At 60.8% G+C, this 16,549-nt stretch carries 12 protein-coding genes; 5 read left to right on the forward strand and 7 right to left on the reverse strand.

Features of this window, described 5'->3' with window-relative positions; translation table 11 throughout:
- Positions 1-21: 21 nt before the first annotated feature.
- Positions 22-1,485, reverse strand: coding sequence for a glyceraldehyde-3-phosphate dehydrogenase (locus ACEN8E_RS20150; protein ID WP_495589586.1), 1,464 nt, complete (start codon positions 1,483-1,485; stop codon positions 22-24).
- Between the two features lie 363 nt (positions 1,486-1,848).
- On the opposite strand from ACEN8E_RS20150, the gene mfd reads away from it, so the two are divergent.
- From mfd to ACEN8E_RS20165, 3 genes are read left to right on the forward strand one after another with little or no spacing between them, the layout of a single operon-like run.
- Positions 1,849-5,298, forward strand: coding sequence for a transcription-repair coupling factor (gene mfd, locus ACEN8E_RS20155; RefSeq protein ID WP_495589587.1), 3,450 nt, complete (start codon positions 1,849-1,851; stop codon positions 5,296-5,298).
- 10 nt (positions 5,299-5,308) lie between these two features.
- Positions 5,309-5,887, forward strand: coding sequence for a CsiV family protein (locus ACEN8E_RS20160; RefSeq protein WP_495589588.1), 579 nt, complete (start codon positions 5,309-5,311; stop codon positions 5,885-5,887).
- 11 nt (positions 5,888-5,898) lie between these two features.
- Positions 5,899-8,592 (forward strand): SNF2-related protein, encoded by a 2,694-nt coding sequence (locus ACEN8E_RS20165; protein WP_495589589.1) that lies wholly within the window; start codon positions 5,899-5,901, stop codon positions 8,590-8,592.
- A 139-nt stretch (positions 8,593-8,731) separates the two neighbouring features.
- Here ACEN8E_RS20165 and ACEN8E_RS20170 read toward each other — a convergent pair whose 3' ends face one another.
- From ACEN8E_RS20170 to ACEN8E_RS20180, 3 genes are all read right to left on the reverse strand, one after another.
- Positions 8,732-9,469, reverse strand: coding sequence for an S-methyl-5'-thioinosine phosphorylase (locus tag ACEN8E_RS20170; protein ID WP_495589590.1), 738 nt, complete (start codon positions 9,467-9,469; stop codon positions 8,732-8,734).
- A 12-nt stretch (positions 9,470-9,481) separates the two neighbouring features.
- Positions 9,482-10,480 (reverse strand): beta-N-acetylhexosaminidase, encoded by a 999-nt coding sequence (gene nagZ, locus ACEN8E_RS20175; RefSeq protein ID WP_495593359.1) that lies wholly within the window; start codon positions 10,478-10,480, stop codon positions 9,482-9,484.
- A gap of 170 nt (positions 10,481-10,650) precedes the next feature.
- Positions 10,651-11,358: a TetR/AcrR family transcriptional regulator gene (locus tag ACEN8E_RS20180; protein WP_057400206.1), complete on the reverse strand. Its 708-nt coding sequence runs from the start codon at positions 11,356-11,358 to the stop codon at positions 10,651-10,653.
- Between the two features lie 229 nt (positions 11,359-11,587).
- On the opposite strand from ACEN8E_RS20180, the gene lexA reads away from it, so the two are divergent.
- On the forward strand, positions 11,588-12,196 hold the full coding sequence (lexA, locus tag ACEN8E_RS20185; RefSeq protein WP_007974043.1) for a transcriptional repressor LexA: 609 nt from the start codon (positions 11,588-11,590) through the stop codon (positions 12,194-12,196).
- Positions 12,197-12,206: 10 nt separating this feature from the next.
- Positions 12,207-12,683, forward strand: a complete 477-nt coding sequence (gene sulA / locus ACEN8E_RS20190; protein ID WP_495589591.1) for an SOS-induced cell division inhibitor SulA — start codon at positions 12,207-12,209, stop codon at positions 12,681-12,683.
- A gap of 93 nt (positions 12,684-12,776) precedes the next feature.
- Here sulA and ACEN8E_RS20195 read toward each other — a convergent pair whose 3' ends face one another.
- The 3 genes from ACEN8E_RS20195 to topA form a co-directional block, all read right to left on the reverse strand.
- Positions 12,777-13,010: a hypothetical protein gene (locus ACEN8E_RS20195; RefSeq protein ID WP_008023011.1), complete on the reverse strand. Its 234-nt coding sequence runs from the start codon at positions 13,008-13,010 to the stop codon at positions 12,777-12,779.
- A gap of 94 nt (positions 13,011-13,104) precedes the next feature.
- On the reverse strand, positions 13,105-13,629 hold the full coding sequence (locus tag ACEN8E_RS20200; RefSeq protein WP_495589592.1) for a DUF6586 family protein: 525 nt from the start codon (positions 13,627-13,629) through the stop codon (positions 13,105-13,107).
- Positions 13,630-13,891: 262 nt separating this feature from the next.
- Entirely contained in the window at positions 13,892-16,519 is a 2,628-nt protein-coding gene (gene topA / locus ACEN8E_RS20205; protein ID WP_495589593.1) for a type I DNA topoisomerase, read from the reverse strand.
- Positions 16,520-16,549: the final 30 nt, after the last annotated feature.

A 16,549-nucleotide genomic window follows, 5' to 3' on the forward strand; every position in this document is an offset into this window, starting at 1 on the left:
GTTTTCATGTGCAGCTAAGGCTTAGCGCGGGAATGCTGGCGGGTTTACACCGGCCATGTCTTCCATCACGCGAACCACCTGGCAGCTGTAACCGAACTCGTTGTCGTACCAGACGTACAGAACAACGCGGTTATCCTGGGTGATGGTCGCTTCAGCGTCCACTACGCCTGCGTGGCGCGAGCCAACGAAGTCAGTGGAAACCACTTCCTGGGAGCTCACGTAGTCGATCTGCTTGTGCAGTTCCGAGTGCATGGCCATCTGGCGCAGGTACTCGTTGATCTCTTCGCGAGTGGTGGCCTTTTCCAGGTTCAGGTTCAGGATGGCCATCGACACGTTCGGCGTAGGAACGCGAATCGCGTTGCCGGTCAGCTTGCCCTTGAGCACTGGCAGCGCCTTGGCGGCTGCAGTGGCGGCACCGGTCTCGGTGATGACCATGTTCAGCGGCGCGGCGCGGCCACGACGGCTGCCCTTGTGGAAGTTGTCGATCAGGTTCTGGTCGTTGGTGAACGAGTGAACGGTTTCGACGTGGCCGTTGACGATGCCGTACTTGTCGTTGACTGCCTTGAGCACCGGCACGATGGCGTTGGTGGTGCAGGAAGCCGCCGAGATGATCTTGTCGTCAGGGCTGATGTCGCCATGGTTGATGCCGTGCACGATGTTCTTCAGCGCGCCCTTGCCAGGTGCGGTGAGGATCACGCGGGCAGCGCCCGGGCAGGCCAGGTGCTGGCCCAGGCCGTCAGCGTCACGCCATACGCCGGTGTTGTCGACGATCAGCGCGTTTTCGATGCCGTACTGGGTGTAGTCGACTTCGGCCGGGCTCTTGGCGTAGATAACCTGGATCAGGTTGCCGTTGGCGGTGATGGTGTTGCTGGCTTCGTCGATGGTGATGGTGCCGTCGAACGGACCATGCACCGAGTCACGACGCAGCAGGCTGGCGCGCTTGACCAGGTCGTTTTCGGCACCCTTGCGCACAACGATGGCACGCAGGCGCAGGCCGTCGCCGCCACCGGTTTTCTCGATCAGGATGCGTGCCAGCAGACGGCCGATACGACCGAAGCCGTACAGGACAACGTCGGTGCCTTTGCGGGCGGAAGCGTTCTGCTGGCCAACCACGTCGGCCAGTTCTTCACGGACGAACTGCTCGGCAGTACGACCATTGGCCTGGGCCTTGTATTTGCCCGCCAGCTTGCCCAGGTCTACCGAGGCGGCGCCGAGCTTGAGCTCGCTCATCGCTTTGAGCAGCGGGAATGTTTCGTGGACGGAGAGTTCGGTTTCGTCGGTCTGGCGATGACGGGCAAAGCGGTGTGCTTTGAGGATCGAAATCACCGAGCGGTTGATCAGGCTGCGGCCATAGATCGAGCTCACCACGTTGTTATTGCGGTAGAGCTGACCGATAAGCGGAATCATCGCTTCTGCGAGTGCTTCACGGTCGATCCATTCACCAAGACACTGGTCGGGCTTCTGAGTCACGGGAACCTTCCACATGTAGGGGCAGAAAAAAGGGGCTACATTATGCCGCCGAGTGACAGCGGTAGCAATGCGCGCCCGTCGTGCTTTACGTAACAATTCGTCGTTCAAAAAAATTACGCCGCGCTCCAGCCCAATAAAACCGGGGCTTTCAGCGCAGTCAATTTTTTGGAGCCCAAGTCTCCTTATCCGTAACCCTCCGTAACACTCGTTGTTTTTGCCACTACATATTCATTAATTTCAGGTAAAAAAGCGCAGAATTTTGTCTTTACCACTACATTTCGCCAAACCCGTGCTTTAGACACAGTCAGCAACTGACAGGCGGCATCGTAGACCGCTACAATTACCGACTTTGTCGCAACGCTTGGAGCTCAACCTTCCGTGCCCGTTCTGCGTCTACCGCTTCTCCCTGCCGCGGCAGGTAAACAGCACTGGGGCAACCTGCCCGGTGCCGCCCTGAGCCTGGCCATTGCCGAGGCCGCCAGCGCTGCCAAGCGCTTTACCCTGCTGCTGACCGCCGACAGCCAAAGTGCCGAACGGCTGGAACAGGAGCTGGGTTTCTTCGCCCCGGATTTGCCCGTATTGCACTTTCCCGACTGGGAAACCCTGCCCTACGACCTGTTCTCGCCGCACCAGGACATCATTTCCCAGCGAATTTCCGCGCTGTATCGATTGCCGGAGCTGAGCCACGGGGTGCTGGTGGTACCGATCACCACTGCCCTGCACCGCCTGGCGCCGACCAAATTCCTGCTTGGCAGCAGCCTGGTGCTGGATGTCGGCCAGAAGCTCGATGTCGAACAGATGCGCACCCGGCTTGAAGCCACCGGTTATCGCTATGTCGATACCGTGTACGAGCATGGCGAATTCACCGTACGCGGCTCGCTGATCGATCTGTTCCCGATGGGCAGCAAGCTGCCGTATCGCATCGACCTGTTCGACGACGAAATCGAGACCCTGCGCACCTTCGACCCGGAGAACCAGCGCTCCATCGACAAGGTGGACTCGGTCAAGCTGCTGCCGGCCAAGGAATTCCCGCTGGAGAAAGAAGCCGTTACCCGCTTCAAGGCCCGGTTCCGCGAGCGCTTCGATGTCGACTTCCGCCGTTGCCCGATCTTCCAGGACCTCAACAGCGGAATTACCCCCGCCGGCATCGAGTACTACCTGCCGCTGTTCTTTGAAGAAACCTCCACGCTGTTCGATTACCTGCCCCAGGACACGCAAGTGTTCTCATTGCCAGGCATCGAGCAAGCGGCGGAAAACTTCTGGAACGACGTGCGCAATCGCTACGAAGAGCGTCGCGTCGATCCATCCCGTCCTTTATTGCCGCCCGCCGAGCTGTTCCTGCCGGTGGAAGACTGCTTCGCCCGCCTGAAGAGTTGGCCACGAGTGGTCGCCAGCCAACAGGACGTGGAAAGCGGTTCCGGCCGTGAGCGTTTTCCCGCGCGGGAATTGCCGAACCTGGCCATCGAAGCCAAGGCCACCCAGCCGCTGGCGGCGCTGTCGGGTTTCCTCGACCAGTTCCCCGGTCGCGTGCTGTTTACCGCCGAATCGGCAGGCCGCCGCGAAGTGCTGCTGGAGCTGCTGGAACGCCTGAAGCTGCGACCGAAAACCGTCGACAGCTGGCCGGACTTTGTCGCCGGCAAGGAACGCCTGGCGATTACCATCGCGCCACTCGATGAAGGCCTGCAGCTCGACGACCCGGCGCTGGCCCTGGTTGCCGAAAGCCCGTTGTTCGGCCAGCGCGTGATGCAGCGTCGCCGCCGCGAAAAGCGCGCCGATGCCAACAACGATGCCGTCATCAAGAACCTCACCGAATTGCGCGAAGGTGCGCCGGTGGTGCATATCGACCACGGTGTCGGCCGCTACCTGGGCCTGGCGACCCTGGAAATCGACAGCCAGACCGCTGAATTCCTTGCCCTGGAATACGCCGAAGGCGCCAAGCTGTATGTGCCGGTGGCCAACCTGCACCTGATCGCCCGCTACACCGGCAGCGACGACGCCCTGGCCCCGCTGCACCGCCTCGGCTCCGAAACCTGGCAGAAAGCCAAGCGCAAGGCCGCCGAACAGGTTCGCGACGTGGCCGCCGAGTTGCTCGACATCTATGCACGCCGCGCAGCCCGTGAAGGCTACGCGTTCGCCGACCCGAAAGCCGACTACGCCACCTTCAGCGCGGGTTTCCCGTTTGAGGAAACCCCGGACCAGCAAACCACCATCGAAGCGGTGCGCGACGACATGCTCGCGCCCAAGCCAATGGATCGCCTGGTGTGCGGCGACGTTGGCTTCGGCAAGACTGAAGTGGCGATGCGCGCCGCGTTCATTGCCGTGCATGGCGGCAGGCAAGTGGCGATCCTGGTGCCGACCACCCTGCTCGCCCAACAGCACTACAACAGCTTCCGCGACCGCTTCGCCGACTGGCCGGTGACCGTGGAAGTGATGAGCCGCTTCAAGTCGGCCAAGGAAGTGAACGCAGCGGTCGCGGACCTGGCCGAAGGCAAGATCGACATCGTCATCGGCACGCACAAGCTGCTGCAGGACGACGTCAAGATCAAAAACCTGGGCCTGGTGATCATCGACGAGGAACACCGCTTCGGCGTGCGCCAGAAAGAACAGCTCAAGGCGCTGCGCAGCGAAGTCGACATCCTGACCCTGACCGCCACGCCGATTCCGCGCACGCTGAACATGGCGGTGTCGGGCATGCGTGACCTGTCGATCATCGCCACGCCGCCGGCACGCCGCCTTTCGGTGCGCACCTTTGTCATGGAGCAGAACAAGAGCACGGTCAAAGAGGCCCTGCTGCGTGAGCTGCTGCGTGGCGGTCAGGTCTACTACCTGCACAACGATGTGAAGACCATCGAGAAATGCGCCGCCGATCTTGCCGAGCTGGTACCGGAAGCACGAATCGGCATCGGTCACGGGCAGATGCGTGAGCGCGAACTCGAACAGGTGATGAGCGACTTCTACCACAAGCGCTTCAACGTGCTGATCGCCTCGACCATCATCGAGACCGGCATCGACGTACCGAGCGCCAACACCATCATCATCGAGCGCGCCGACAAGTTCGGCCTGGCGCAGTTGCACCAGTTGCGTGGCCGGGTCGGACGCAGTCACCACCAGGCGTATGCCTACCTGCTGACCCCACCGCGCCAGCAAATCACCCCGGACGCGGAAAAGCGCCTGGAAGCGATTGCCAACACCCAGGATCTCGGCGCGGGCTTCGTGCTCGCCACCAACGACCTGGAAATCCGTGGTGCCGGCGAACTGCTCGGTGACGGCCAGAGCGGGCAGATCCAGGCTGTCGGTTTCACGCTGTACATGGAAATGCTCGAGCGCGCAGTGAAGTCGATCCGCAAGGGTGAGCAGCCGAACCTCGATCAACCGCTGGGCGGTGGCCCGGAAGTCAACTTGCGGGTACCGGCGCTGATTCCGGAAGATTACCTGCCGGATGTCCACGCCCGCCTTATTCTCTACAAGCGCATTGCCTCGGCCACCGATGAAGACGGCCTCAAGGATTTGCAGGTGGAGATGATCGATCGTTTCGGCCTGTTGCCGGAACCGACCAAGAACCTGATCCGCATCACTGCATTGAAACTGCAGGCCGAGCAACTGGGCATCAAGAAAGTCGATGGCGGCCCGCAAGGCGGTCGCGTCGAGTTCGCCGCACAGACGCCGGTCGACCCGCTGACCCTGATCAAGCTGATCCAGAGCCAGCCAAAACGCTACAAATTCGAAGGCGCCACGATGTTCAAGTTCATGGTTCCGATGGAGCGCCCGGAAGAGCGCTTTAATACTGTAGAGGCGCTCTTCGAGCACCTCGTTCCGAAAACTGCTTGAAGGACGCCGCATGCGCCTGTTTCGTTCACTGACCTTGCTGACCCTGTTGATGCCAGCACTGGCTGCACCCACGGCATTTGCCGATGACCTGTATCAGGTCGAAATGATTCTGGTCCGTCAAAACGCCGTGCCGGCGATTGTCAGCCGTGCCGCGCCGGAAGACTGGGCGGCTGGCGCCCAGTCCGTCAGCCCCGACAGCCTGCGTACGCCAAGCCTCAATGGCGAAGTGGAAAAGCTCACCAGCAGCGCCGACTACACGGTGTTGCTGCACAAGGCCTGGCAACAGACCCTCGGCGAAGCTGCCAGCAAAGTGGCGATCAGCGACGGCAAGGAACAATATGGTCAGTTCCCGATCGAGGGCACGCTGAACATGAAGCTGGGACGCTTTACCGACGTCGACGCCGACTTCTGGGTCAATCAGATCGATGCCAATGGCATGGTGACTGCCAGCGAGCGCTTGAAACAGGAAAGCCACACCAAGAACGGCCAGTTGAACTTCCTCGACAACGGGCACCTCGGCCTGCTGATCAAGATCACCTCGCTGACCGCCCCAGCCCCTCGCCCAGCTCCCGAAGAAATTCCGGACTGATTGAAGTCCCTATGTCCGCGACCCTGAGCAAACCCCTGGCGCCGTCCTGGGTCAGCCGATTCAAGGAACAGAGCCTGGAGCGTGGCCGCCGCTACGCGCTGGAGAATCGTGTCAGGATCGTTGAAGCCGGCGACGCCACGATCATCGCCGCCTGCGAAGGCTCTGGCAGTAACGTTTACCGTCAGACCATTCGCCTGCGCGAGTCAGCCAAGGGCACTTTGCTGATGGTCGACGCCACATGCTCCTGCCCGGTCCACAACAACTGCAAACATTGCGCAGCGGTGCTCCTGCAAGTGCAGGAAACCCTCGACTACCCCGCCGCCGCCAAAGACGCCGAACTCCTGGAAAAACTCCAGGCAGTCCTGGAAAACCGCAGCCCGAAAGCCCCGCCACAAGTGCTGGTGGACAATGTGCAACCCATTCCGCGCCTGTGGCTGGCCAGCATCGAGTTCAGTGCGTTCGAACCGCGCAACGGTCGAATGCAGCGCTACATTCAGCATCGCGCGGCGCTGTCTTTCAGTTATCTCGACGAATACGTTTCCGGTCAGAAAAACGCCGACATCCTGATTCGCCAGGAAACCCAGACGCTGCGGATAAAACGCCACCCGGAAGTGGAACAGTCCTACCGCGAACAGCTGCGAATCCTCGGCTTCAAAGTGGCCACCCGGCAAAGCAAGGCCTTGCCGGAAAGCGCCGGCGAGCTGTTCGAGATGGTCAATGACAGCGCCTGGCTGACCTTCACCCTCAATGAACTGCCGAAGTTGCGCACCCACGGCTGGGAATTGCAGATCGACGAAGACTTCGGTTTCGACCTGACGGCGGTAGACGACTGGTACGCCACGGTCGAACAGGTGCCGGAGCGCGACTGGTTCGACCTGGAGCTGGGGATCATCGTCAACGGCGAACGCCTGAGCCTGTTGCCGATCCTGCTCAACCTGATGCGCTCCCACACCGAAATCCTCAACCCGGAACGCCTTGCCCGACGACGCGACGACGAGCTGATCCTGGTCAATATCCCCAATCGCCCGAACTCCGAGCACGGCCCGTTGCAAGTCGCCCTGCCCTTCGGCCGCTTGAAGCCGGTGCTGGCGACACTCGGCGAGTTCTACCTGCAGGAGCCCGGCGAAACCACGCTGCGCCTGAGCAAGGCCGATGCCACACGCCTGAACCCGCTGGAAGACATGCCACTGCTCTGGGAGGGTGGAGACCAGATCCGCACCTTTGCCCAGCGCCTGCGCGACATCAAGGACCACACGGCCGCCGCCCCGGACGGTTTGAATGCGACGCTGCGCCCCTATCAGCTCGAAGGCCTGAGCTGGATGCAATCACTGCGGCAGCTGGAAGTGGGTGGAATTCTCGCGGACGACATGGGCCTGGGCAAAACCCTGCAGACACTGGCGCACGTTCTGAGCGAGAAAAACGCCGGGCGCCTCGATCGGCCGTGCATGGTCGTGATGCCGACCAGCCTGATCCCCAACTGGCTCGATGAAGCGGCGCACTTTACGCCGCAGCTCAAAGTACTGGCGCTGTACGGTGCCAGCCGCAAAAAGCATTTCGACAAGCTGGCCGATTACGACCTGATCCTGACCACCTATGCGCTGCTGCCCAAGGATGTCGAACGCCTCGCGGCGCAGCCCTTGCACATACTGGTGCTGGACGAAGCGCAATACATCAAGAACCCCGGCAGCAAGGCCGCCCAGGCTGCCCGCGAGCTCAATGCAAGGCAGCGCCTGTGCCTGAGCGGCACACCGCTGGAAAACCATCTCGGTGAACTGTGGTCGCTGTTTCACTTCCTCCTGCCCGGCTGGCTGGGCGACGTCAAAAGCTTCAACCGCGATTACCGCGTGCCGATTGAAAAGCGCACCAGCGAAGTCAGGCTTCAGCACCTCAACGGCCGGATCAAGCCGTTCCTGCTGCGCCGCACCAAGGAACAGGTGGCCACCGAGTTGCCACCGAAAACCGAGATCATCCACTGGGTCGAGCTCAACGAGGCCCAACGCGATGTCTACGAGACCATGCGCCTGGCCATGGACAAGAAAGTCCGCGACGAGATTACCCGCAAAGGCGTGGCCCGCAGCCAGATCATCATTCTGGAAGCGCTGCTCAAGCTGCGTCAGGTGTGCTGCGATTTGCGCCTGGTCAACGAGGCGACCCTGCCGAGCCGTGGCAGCACGTCAGGCAAGCTCGACAGCCTGATGGAAATGCTCGAGGAACTGTTCGAGGAAGGCCGGCGGATCCTGCTGTTCTCCCAGTTCACCTCAATGCTGTCGCTGATCGAAGACGAACTGAACAAACGCGGCGTGGCCTACGCCCTGCTGACCGGCCAGACCCGTGACCGCCGCACACCCGTGAAGGAATTCCAGAGCGGCAAGCGTCAGATTTTTCTGATCAGCCTCAAGGCCGGTGGCGTAGGCCTGAACCTGACCGAAGCGGACACGGTGATTCATTACGACCCGTGGTGGAACCCTGCGACGGAAAACCAGGCGACCGACCGGGCGTATCGCATCGGCCAGGAGAAGCCGGTGTTCGTTTACAAAATGATTGCCCGCGGTACGGTGGAAGAAAAGATTCAGCACCTGCAAAAGGAAAAATCCGACCTCGCGGCCGGCGTGCTGGATGGGCGCCAGGCCGGGGACTGGAAACTGCAGAACGATGATATCGAGGCGCTGTTTGCGCCGCTGCCGAAAAACCTCGAAAAACGCTGAGATTTGCAGTGTTTGATCCGGCCTCTTCGCGGGCAAGCCCGCTCCCACAGTGACCGCGTCGAACACGATCTCTGCGAACGACACTGAACCTGTGGGAGCGGGCTTGCCCGCGAAGGGGTCGACTCGGTGTATCGACTGATCAGCCCTTGAGCACCCGCGCCAACGTCGATTTCACCTTGCCCATGCCATCCTGCAAGGCCTGCTCGATCTCGGCCATGGTAATCACCGCCGTCGACTTGCCCGCCGCCGGGTTCACCACCAGCGCCAGGCAGGCGTAATCCAGCTCCAGTTCGCGGGCCAGGGCCGCTTCCGGCATACCCGTCATACCGACGATGTCGCAGCCATCACGCTCCAGCCGGGCGATTTCAGCCACCGTCTCCAGGCGCGGCCCTTGAGTACACGCATACACGCCATGACTGCTGTAACCCACGCCTTCCGCCGCCAATGCCGCGATCAGTTGCTGGCGCAACGCTTCGCTGTAGGGATAGCTGAAGTCGATATGGGTGACGTGCTCCAGATCATCGGCAAAGTAAGTGTGCTCACGACCGCTGGTGTAGTCGATCAACTGATGCGGCACGCAGAAATGCCCTGTGCCCATGGCGCAATGAATGCCACCCACGGCATTGACCGCAAGAATCGCCTGCGCCCCGGCCTGCTTCAGCGCCCAGAGGTTGGCGCGGTAGTTGACCTGATGCGGCGGAAAACGATGCGGATGACCATGACGTGCAAGGAACAGTACTTCCTTGCCGGCATATTCGCCGATCTGAACGTCGGCCGAGGGTGCACCGTAAGGCGTGTCCACTGTCAGTGACTGACGAATGCTCAGGCCTTCGAGCTGAGTCAGGCCAGTGCCACCGATAATTGCGTAAACCGTCATAACGAACAGTCCTTAATCAATCAATTGAGCTTCTTTGAGCGCGCCGACAGCGGTCAGCCAGCGCGGGTCCTGACGGTAATCGGTGCTGGCGAACGACTGGCCGCGCATCCGCGCAATACGCCCGGATGGCTTGACCTTCAGCCGCTGGGCAGCACTCAGGGCCAGCTCGGCGGCCGCACGGTCGTTGCACACCAGGCCCATGTCGCAACCGGCAGTCAGCGCTGCCTCGATTCGACTGGCGGCATCGCCGACCACGTGAGCCCCCGCCATGGACAGGTCATCACTGAAAATCACTCCGTCGAACTGCAACTCGCCGCGCAGGATTTCCTGCAACCAGCGACGGGAAAAACCGGCCGGCTGGGCGTCGACCTGTGGATAGATCACATGGGCGGGCATGACCGCGGCCAGTTGCTTGCTCAATCTGGCAAACGGCACCAGGTCGTTGGCGCGGATCTCATCGAGACTGCGTTCATCATTCGGGATTGCGACGTGGGAATCCGCTTCGGCCCAGCCGTGACCGGGGAAGTGCTTGCCGGTGGCCGCCATGCCCGCGCTGTTCATCCCGCGGATGAAAGCACCCGCGAGCAAGGCCGCGCGCTCGGGATCACCTTCGAACGAACGGGTGCCGACGACGGCGCTGCGTTGGTAATCGAGGTCGAGCACCGGGGCGAAACTCAGGTCCAGGCCAACGGCCAACACTTCGGTCGCCATGATCCAGCCACACTGCTCGGCCAGGTATTCGGCGTTCGGGTTGTCGGCAATGGCGCGCATGGCGGGCAACCGCACGAACCCCTGACGCAGGCGCTGCACGCGGCCACCCTCTTGATCCACCGCCAACAGCAGGTCGGGACGAATGGCCCGAATGGCTGCACTCAGCTCACGCACTTGCCGCGGATGCTCGATGTTACGGGCAAAGATGATCAGGCCGCCCACTTCGGGCTGGCGCAACAATTGGCGATCTTCAGCCGTCAGCCAGGTACCGGCGACGTCCACCATCAACGAGCCTTGCAAGCCAGCAGTCATAGTTTTTCCTTGATAACAGAAAACCCGCCCCACACGGATTCGCCGCCGGGGGCTGTGCCCGGCAGGTCGGCGGTATCGATGGGAAACGGGTTCAGAAACAGAGTCGGCATGGGCGGCTAGCTTAGCGGATGTCAGCTGCCGCGCCCACCCGTGTACGGTTAAACCTTGGCGGCAACCGGTGTCGATTTACTGCGCGGACGCAACTGGGCAGTGGCCATGGCCGCATCCGTCACACCGGATTCGGCGCGCATGCCGGCGGCCAGGAATGGCACCATCAGCCGCATGACCTGCTCGATCGAGGTGTTCACGCCGAAGTCGGTTTCAGCAATCGCGCGCAAGGCCTTGATACCGGACATGCTGAACGCTGCAGCACCGAGCATGAAGTGCACGCGCCAGAACAGTTCGATAGGGGGAATACGCGGCGCCGCTTCGTTGACCAGCATCATATAGCGGCGGAACACCTTGCCGTACATGTCTTCCAGATAACGGCGCAAGTGCCCCTGGCTCTGACTGAACGCCAGCCCCAACAAACGCATGAAGATGGACAGGTCGTTGCCACTGCGCGGCTGCACCACCAGTGCCTGCTCGACGAGGATTTCCAGCAACTCTTCAAGTGTCGGCCTGATTTCAGGCTTGGCCTGACGCCGCTCCAGCTCTTTATCGAGACTGATGCAGAACGGCCCGAGGAACCGCGAGAAAACCGCCTGGATCAACGCCTTCTTCGAACCGAAGTGATAGTTCACCGCCGCCAGGTTGACACCTGCCTTGCTGGTGATCAGACGCAACGAGGTTTCCGCGAAGCCTTTTTCCGCGAACAACTGCTCGGCGGCATCAAGAATGCGTTCAACGGTTTCCGACTGGGCCATGGCTACTCCGCCTGACAAACACTTGTTTGAAACATACGTTTCAGCCTGGGCCTTGTCAAGTCTGACAGTCCGTTTTGGGAATGGTCGGTCAGACATTTAACCACACAACGACAAAGCTTCAATCCACTGACTGATTGACCGTCCGGCGGCGAGTGAAAAATGGAGCATTGCCAAGACCGCTCCACTGTATATAATCCCAGTCACTGTATAAAAAAACAGAGCGATCAATATGCTAAAGCTGACGCCACGACAAGCAGAGATTCTGGCTTTCATCAAACGCTGCCTGGAAGACAACGGATATCCTCCTACCCGCGCGGAAATCGCTCAGGAACTGGGTTTCAAGTCACCCAATGCGGCGGAAGAACACCTCAAGGCGCTGGCCCGCAAGGGTGCAATCGAGATGACGCCTGGCGCCTCCCGTGGCATTCGCATCCCTGGCTTCGAAGCCAAGGCCGACGACTCCACCCTGCCGATCATTGGCCGGGTCGCAGCCGGCGCCCCGATTCTTGCGCAACAACACATCGAAGAGTCCTGCAACATCAACCCTGCCTTCTTCCATCCGCGTGCCGACTACCTGCTGCGCGTCCACGGGATGAGCATGAAGGATGTCGGCATTTTCGACGGCGACCTGCTGGCGGTCCACACCACCCGCGAAGCCCGTAACGGCCAGATCGTGGTTGCGCGAATCGGCGACGAAGTGACCGTCAAGCGTTTCAAGCGCGACGGCAGCAAAGTCTGGCTGATCGCCGAGAACCCCGAGTTCGCCCCTATCGAAGTGAACCTACAAGATCAGGAACTGGTGATCGAAGGCTTGAGTGTCGGCGTCATTCGCCGCTAAAGGAGGCACCATGCAGTTCCCACAGACATCACCACAGCAAGCCCAACTGTCGTTGTTCGAAGCGTTCATGGCACAGCCATTGACGCCGATTCTGAAAGACGTAGTCGAGTCCCCCTGGAGCGCCGAACCTGACGTTTTCAGCGAGCTGTCACTGCGTGGTGCAGCCGGGAACTGCCTGAGCCTTCTGGCACCCATCCTCAGGGAATTGAGCCAGGACCAGGACGCACGCTGGCTGACATTGATCGCGCCGCCCGCCAGCCTGACTCAAGCCTGGCTGCGAGATGCCGGCCTCAACCGCGAACGTATCCTGTTGCTGCAACCCAGAGGCACCCAGAGCGCCCAGCAACTGACCTGCGAAGCGCTGCGCCTGGGGCGCAGCCACACGGTGGTCAGCTGGATCAACCCGTTGAGCCCCCAATCGCGGCAACAACTGATCAGCGCCGCCCGCACCGGGGACGCTCAGAGCCTGAATATTCGATTGGGTTAACTGACAGGCAAGACGCGGGCTTCACCGCGCGAGGCTTCTCCAGGGGCAGAGAAGCCGATGAGGAGCGAGATCAAGAAAAACGACAGGCGGGGATCAATGAAGAACCCGCGTCCCCTCTTCCTTGTCGAATTCGCCTTCAACCAGGCGACCTGCCATCTGCACACCGACGCTCAACATCGCCTTGGCGACTTCCACGTGCTGCCCTTGCAGGAACGCTTTGGCGTCCTCGGAGAAATCCAAAGTAACCAGAGAACCCTCGTCCTCGGCCCTGCGCAGCTCGATACGGCCGTCTGGTAACTCGACAATTTCTAGAAAGGACGTTGGCATAAAGGACTGTTCTCCACGAAAGGCGGGGATTATATAGGCATCGCTCGGGCTTCGCTTGGGATCTTGACCAGATGTCATTACCCGACTGCGAGTGTCAGCACTCGTTCAACCCTTCACGAAACCGGATCGCCAACGCTTTCAGGTTCTGACGCCAGCTCTCCAGCTCCTCCCGGCTCAGCTCCTCCGGTGCGTCCTCTTCATCCAGATTGACAGCCTGAATCAGTGGCTGGGTCACGTCTCCTTTCGGCTTGTGCGGCGCGCGTGGCGGCTGAAACAGCGCAGCATGGGCGGCCAACAGTCTGGCCAGCCAGGTTTCCGGGTTATTGGCCAGCTCGACCATCTCGGCCATTTCCGGAATGGCGATGGATTCCAGCACCTCGCGAGTCAGCAACAACTCTGCACGGGGCGCATTGGCCTGAGGCAAGCGATAGAAACCGGCGATTTCGTGACACAGGCCCAACAGCGCGCCGTACAGGTGAAACAGCGCGGATTCGCGCCCGGCCTGGATCAGCGCCAGCGAATTCATCGCCCGACTTTCTTCAGTACGGGCCAGTGCTTCCAGCGACAAGCCGGCGAAGTAAATCTTCTGATTGGTGCGGGTATAAAGTTCGTGGGCCATGACGGCAGCCTCCACAACGAAATAATTGCTTCATGCAGGTTTGACAGTGTCATGGATCAGCCGATCCGACCGCAAGCACAAAACAAAAAGGCCGCATGAAAACCCGAGGGTTTCCATACGGCCTTTAATGGCGATGGTGCCGGCTTCCTGTAGGAGCGAGCTTGCTCGCGATGGACCTGAGAGCAACGCGGGCATTCTGAAGGCCCGCGTTATCGTTGACGACCATCGCGAGCGAGCTCGCTCCTACAGGGGGTTGGCGGCTTTAAGCCTTGGCTGCCGGACGCTTGTCTTCGACTTTCCACTTGCCGCCGTCGTAGAACGCTTTCCAGCCAGTCGGCTTACCGTCGACCTCGGTCTGCACGTACTGCTCCTTGGTCTTGCGACTGTAACGAATCACAGCCGGGAGGCCATCCGGGTCTTTCTTCGGCGCTTCGCACAGGAAGTGATACTTCGGATCGATCTCATCCTTGTGCGGGATGATTTCCATCACCAGCGGAGCACGGGTCTCGCGGTTTTTCGGGAACTGGCTGGCCGCCAGGAACAGGCCGGATGCACCGTCGCGCAGAATGTAGGTGTCGTTGACCTTTTCGCACTTGAGCTCAGGCATCTTCACCGGGTCCATCTTCGGCGGCGCCGCATCACCGCTCTTCAGCAGTTTGCGGGTGTTCTTGCAGGTGGCATTGGTGCAACCGAAGAACTTGCCGAAACGGCCGGTCTTGAGCTGCATTTCGCTGCCACACTTGTCGCACTCCAGGCTCGGACCTTCATAGCCCTTGATGCGATAAGTGCCCTCTTCGATTTCGTAGCCATCGCAATCCGGGTTGTTGCCGCAGATGTGCAACTTGCGCTTCTCATCGAGCAGATAGGCATCCATCGCCGTGCTGCAGATCGGGCAGCGATGCTTGCCACGCAACACCAGCGACTCCGATTCACCCTCGTCGTCCGCAGCGATTTCATCGCCCGGCACCAGGTTGACGGTGGCCTTGCAGCGTTCTTTGGGTGGCAGGCTGTAGCCCGAGCAACCCAGGAACACGCCAGTCGACGCAGTACGGATCTGCATCGGACGACCACAGGTCGTGCACGGAATGTCAGTCATCACCGGCTGGTTGGCACGCATGCCGCTTTCCGGGCTTTCGGCCACTTCGAGCTTTTTCTTGAAGTCGCCGTAGAACTCGTCGAGCACGTTTTTCCAGTCGCGTTCGCCCTGGGCCACGTCATCGAGATGCTCTTCCATGCCCGCCGTGAAGCCGTAGTCCATCAGGTTGGAGAAGCTTTCGGCCAGACGCTCGGTGACGATGTCGCCCATCTTTTCCGAGTAGAAGCGACGGTTGTGCAGCGCCACGTAGCCGCGGTCCTGGATGGTCGAAATGATCGCCGCGTAGGTCGAAGGACGACCGATACCGCGTTTTTCCATTTCCTTCACCAGGCTGGCTTCCGAGTAACGCGCCGGCGGCTTGGTGAAATGCTGGGTCGGATCAAGCTTGATCAGCTTCATCGCGTCGCCCTGGGCCATGTCCGGCAATACGTCGTCATCGCCCGGCTTGGCGATTTGCGGCATGACACGGGTGTAACCGTCAAACTTCAGGATGCGGCCCTTGGCACGCAGCTCGAAGTCACCGGCACCCACGGTGACGGTCGTCGACAGGTATTGCGCCGGCAGCATCTGGCAAGCGAGGAACTGGCGCCAGATGAGCTCGTAGAGGCGCTCAGCGTCACGCTCCATGCCCGACAGCTTGCTTGGCTCGGTGTTGGCGTCGGACGGACGAATCGCTTCGTGAGCCTCTTGTGCGCCTTCCTTGCTGCTGTAGACGTTGGGGGTTTCCGGCAGGTACTTCTTGCCGAACTCGCCTTCAATATAGGTACGCGCCATCGCCACGGCATCGGCCGAGAGGTTGGTGGAGTCGGTACGCATGTAGGTGATGTAGCCGGCTTCGTACAAACGCTGGGCCATCATCATGGTTTTCTTCACACCGAAGCCCAGGCGGTTGCTCGCGGCCTGCTGCAGGGTGGAAGTGATGAACGGTGCCGACGGCTTGCTGCTGGTCGGCTTGTCTTCGCGCTTGACGATGCTGTAGCTGGAAGCCTTGAGCTTCTCCAGCGCCGCCATGGCCTGGGCTTCATTGAGCGGCTTGAAGGCTTCGCCTTTCTCGCGGGCCACGTCGAAACGCACGGTCGCGCCTTTGGCGGTGCCGAGGTCGGCGTGAACTTCCCAGTACTCTTCCGGGATGAACGCGCGGATTTCACGCTCGCGCTCCACCACCAGCTTCACGGCAACCGACTGCACGCGACCGGCGGACAGGCCACGGGCAATCTTGGCCCACAGCAGCGGCGAAACCATGTAACCGACGACGCGGTCGAGGAAGCGGCGCGCCTGCTGGGCATTGACACGGTCGATATCCAGCTCGCCCGGCTGGGAGAAGGCTTCCTGAATCGCCTTCTTGGTGATTTCGTTGAACACCACGCGCTTGTAGCGGCTGTCGTCACCACCGATGGCTTCGCGCAGGTGCCAGGCAATGGCTTCCCCCTCGCGGTCCAAGTCGGTTGCGAGATAGATGGTGTCAGCATCCTTGGCGAGCCGGCGCAGCTCTTCGATGACTTTTTCCTTGCCCGGGAGGATCTCGTACTTGGCTTTCCAGCCATGATCGGGATCGACCCCCATGCGCGCGACCAGCTGCTTGCGCGCCTTTTCTTTCGGCGACAGTGCCGGCGCTTCACCCGCAGCAGCCTTGCCGCGCTTGGCGGCTGGCTCTTTGCTGGCGCTAGCCGAACCGCTGGTGGGCAGGTCTCGGATATGGCCGATACTCGACTTCACCACGTATTCGTTGCCCAAATACTTGTTGATGGTCTTGGCCTTAGCCGGGGATTCCACAATGACCAGCGATTTGCCCATGGATCAGAAAATTCCTGAATTCGAGAAGTG

This window comes from Pseudomonas sp. Pseusp9 (genome assembly GCF_059491265.1).

What these genes read in the sequence shown, in the direction of transcription:
- ACEN8E_RS20150 (WP_495589586.1), bottom strand. Translation starts at nt 1,485, where the DNA reads ATGTGGAAGGTTCCCGTGACTCAGAAGCCCGACCAGTGTCTTGGTGAA.
- ACEN8E_RS20160 (WP_495589588.1), top strand. Translation starts at nt 5,309, where the DNA reads ATGCGCCTGTTTCGTTCACTGACCTTGCTGACCCTGTTGATGCCAGCA.
- ACEN8E_RS20165 (WP_495589589.1), top strand. Translation starts at nt 5,899, where the DNA reads ATGTCCGCGACCCTGAGCAAACCCCTGGCGCCGTCCTGGGTCAGCCGA.
- ACEN8E_RS20170 (WP_495589590.1), bottom strand. Translation starts at nt 9,469, where the DNA reads ATGACGGTTTACGCAATTATCGGTGGCACTGGCCTGACTCAGCTCGAA.
- ACEN8E_RS20180 (WP_057400206.1), bottom strand. Translation starts at nt 11,358, where the DNA reads ATGGCCCAGTCGGAAACCGTTGAACGCATTCTTGATGCCGCCGAGCAG.
- lexA (WP_007974043.1), top strand. Translation starts at nt 11,588, where the DNA reads ATGCTAAAGCTGACGCCACGACAAGCAGAGATTCTGGCTTTCATCAAA.
- sulA (WP_495589591.1), top strand. Translation starts at nt 12,207, where the DNA reads ATGCAGTTCCCACAGACATCACCACAGCAAGCCCAACTGTCGTTGTTC.
- ACEN8E_RS20195 (WP_008023011.1), bottom strand. Translation starts at nt 13,010, where the DNA reads ATGCCAACGTCCTTTCTAGAAATTGTCGAGTTACCAGACGGCCGTATC.
- ACEN8E_RS20200 (WP_495589592.1), bottom strand. Translation starts at nt 13,629, where the DNA reads ATGGCCCACGAACTTTATACCCGCACCAATCAGAAGATTTACTTCGCC.
- topA (WP_495589593.1), bottom strand. Translation starts at nt 16,519, where the DNA reads ATGGGCAAATCGCTGGTCATTGTGGAATCCCCGGCTAAGGCCAAGACC.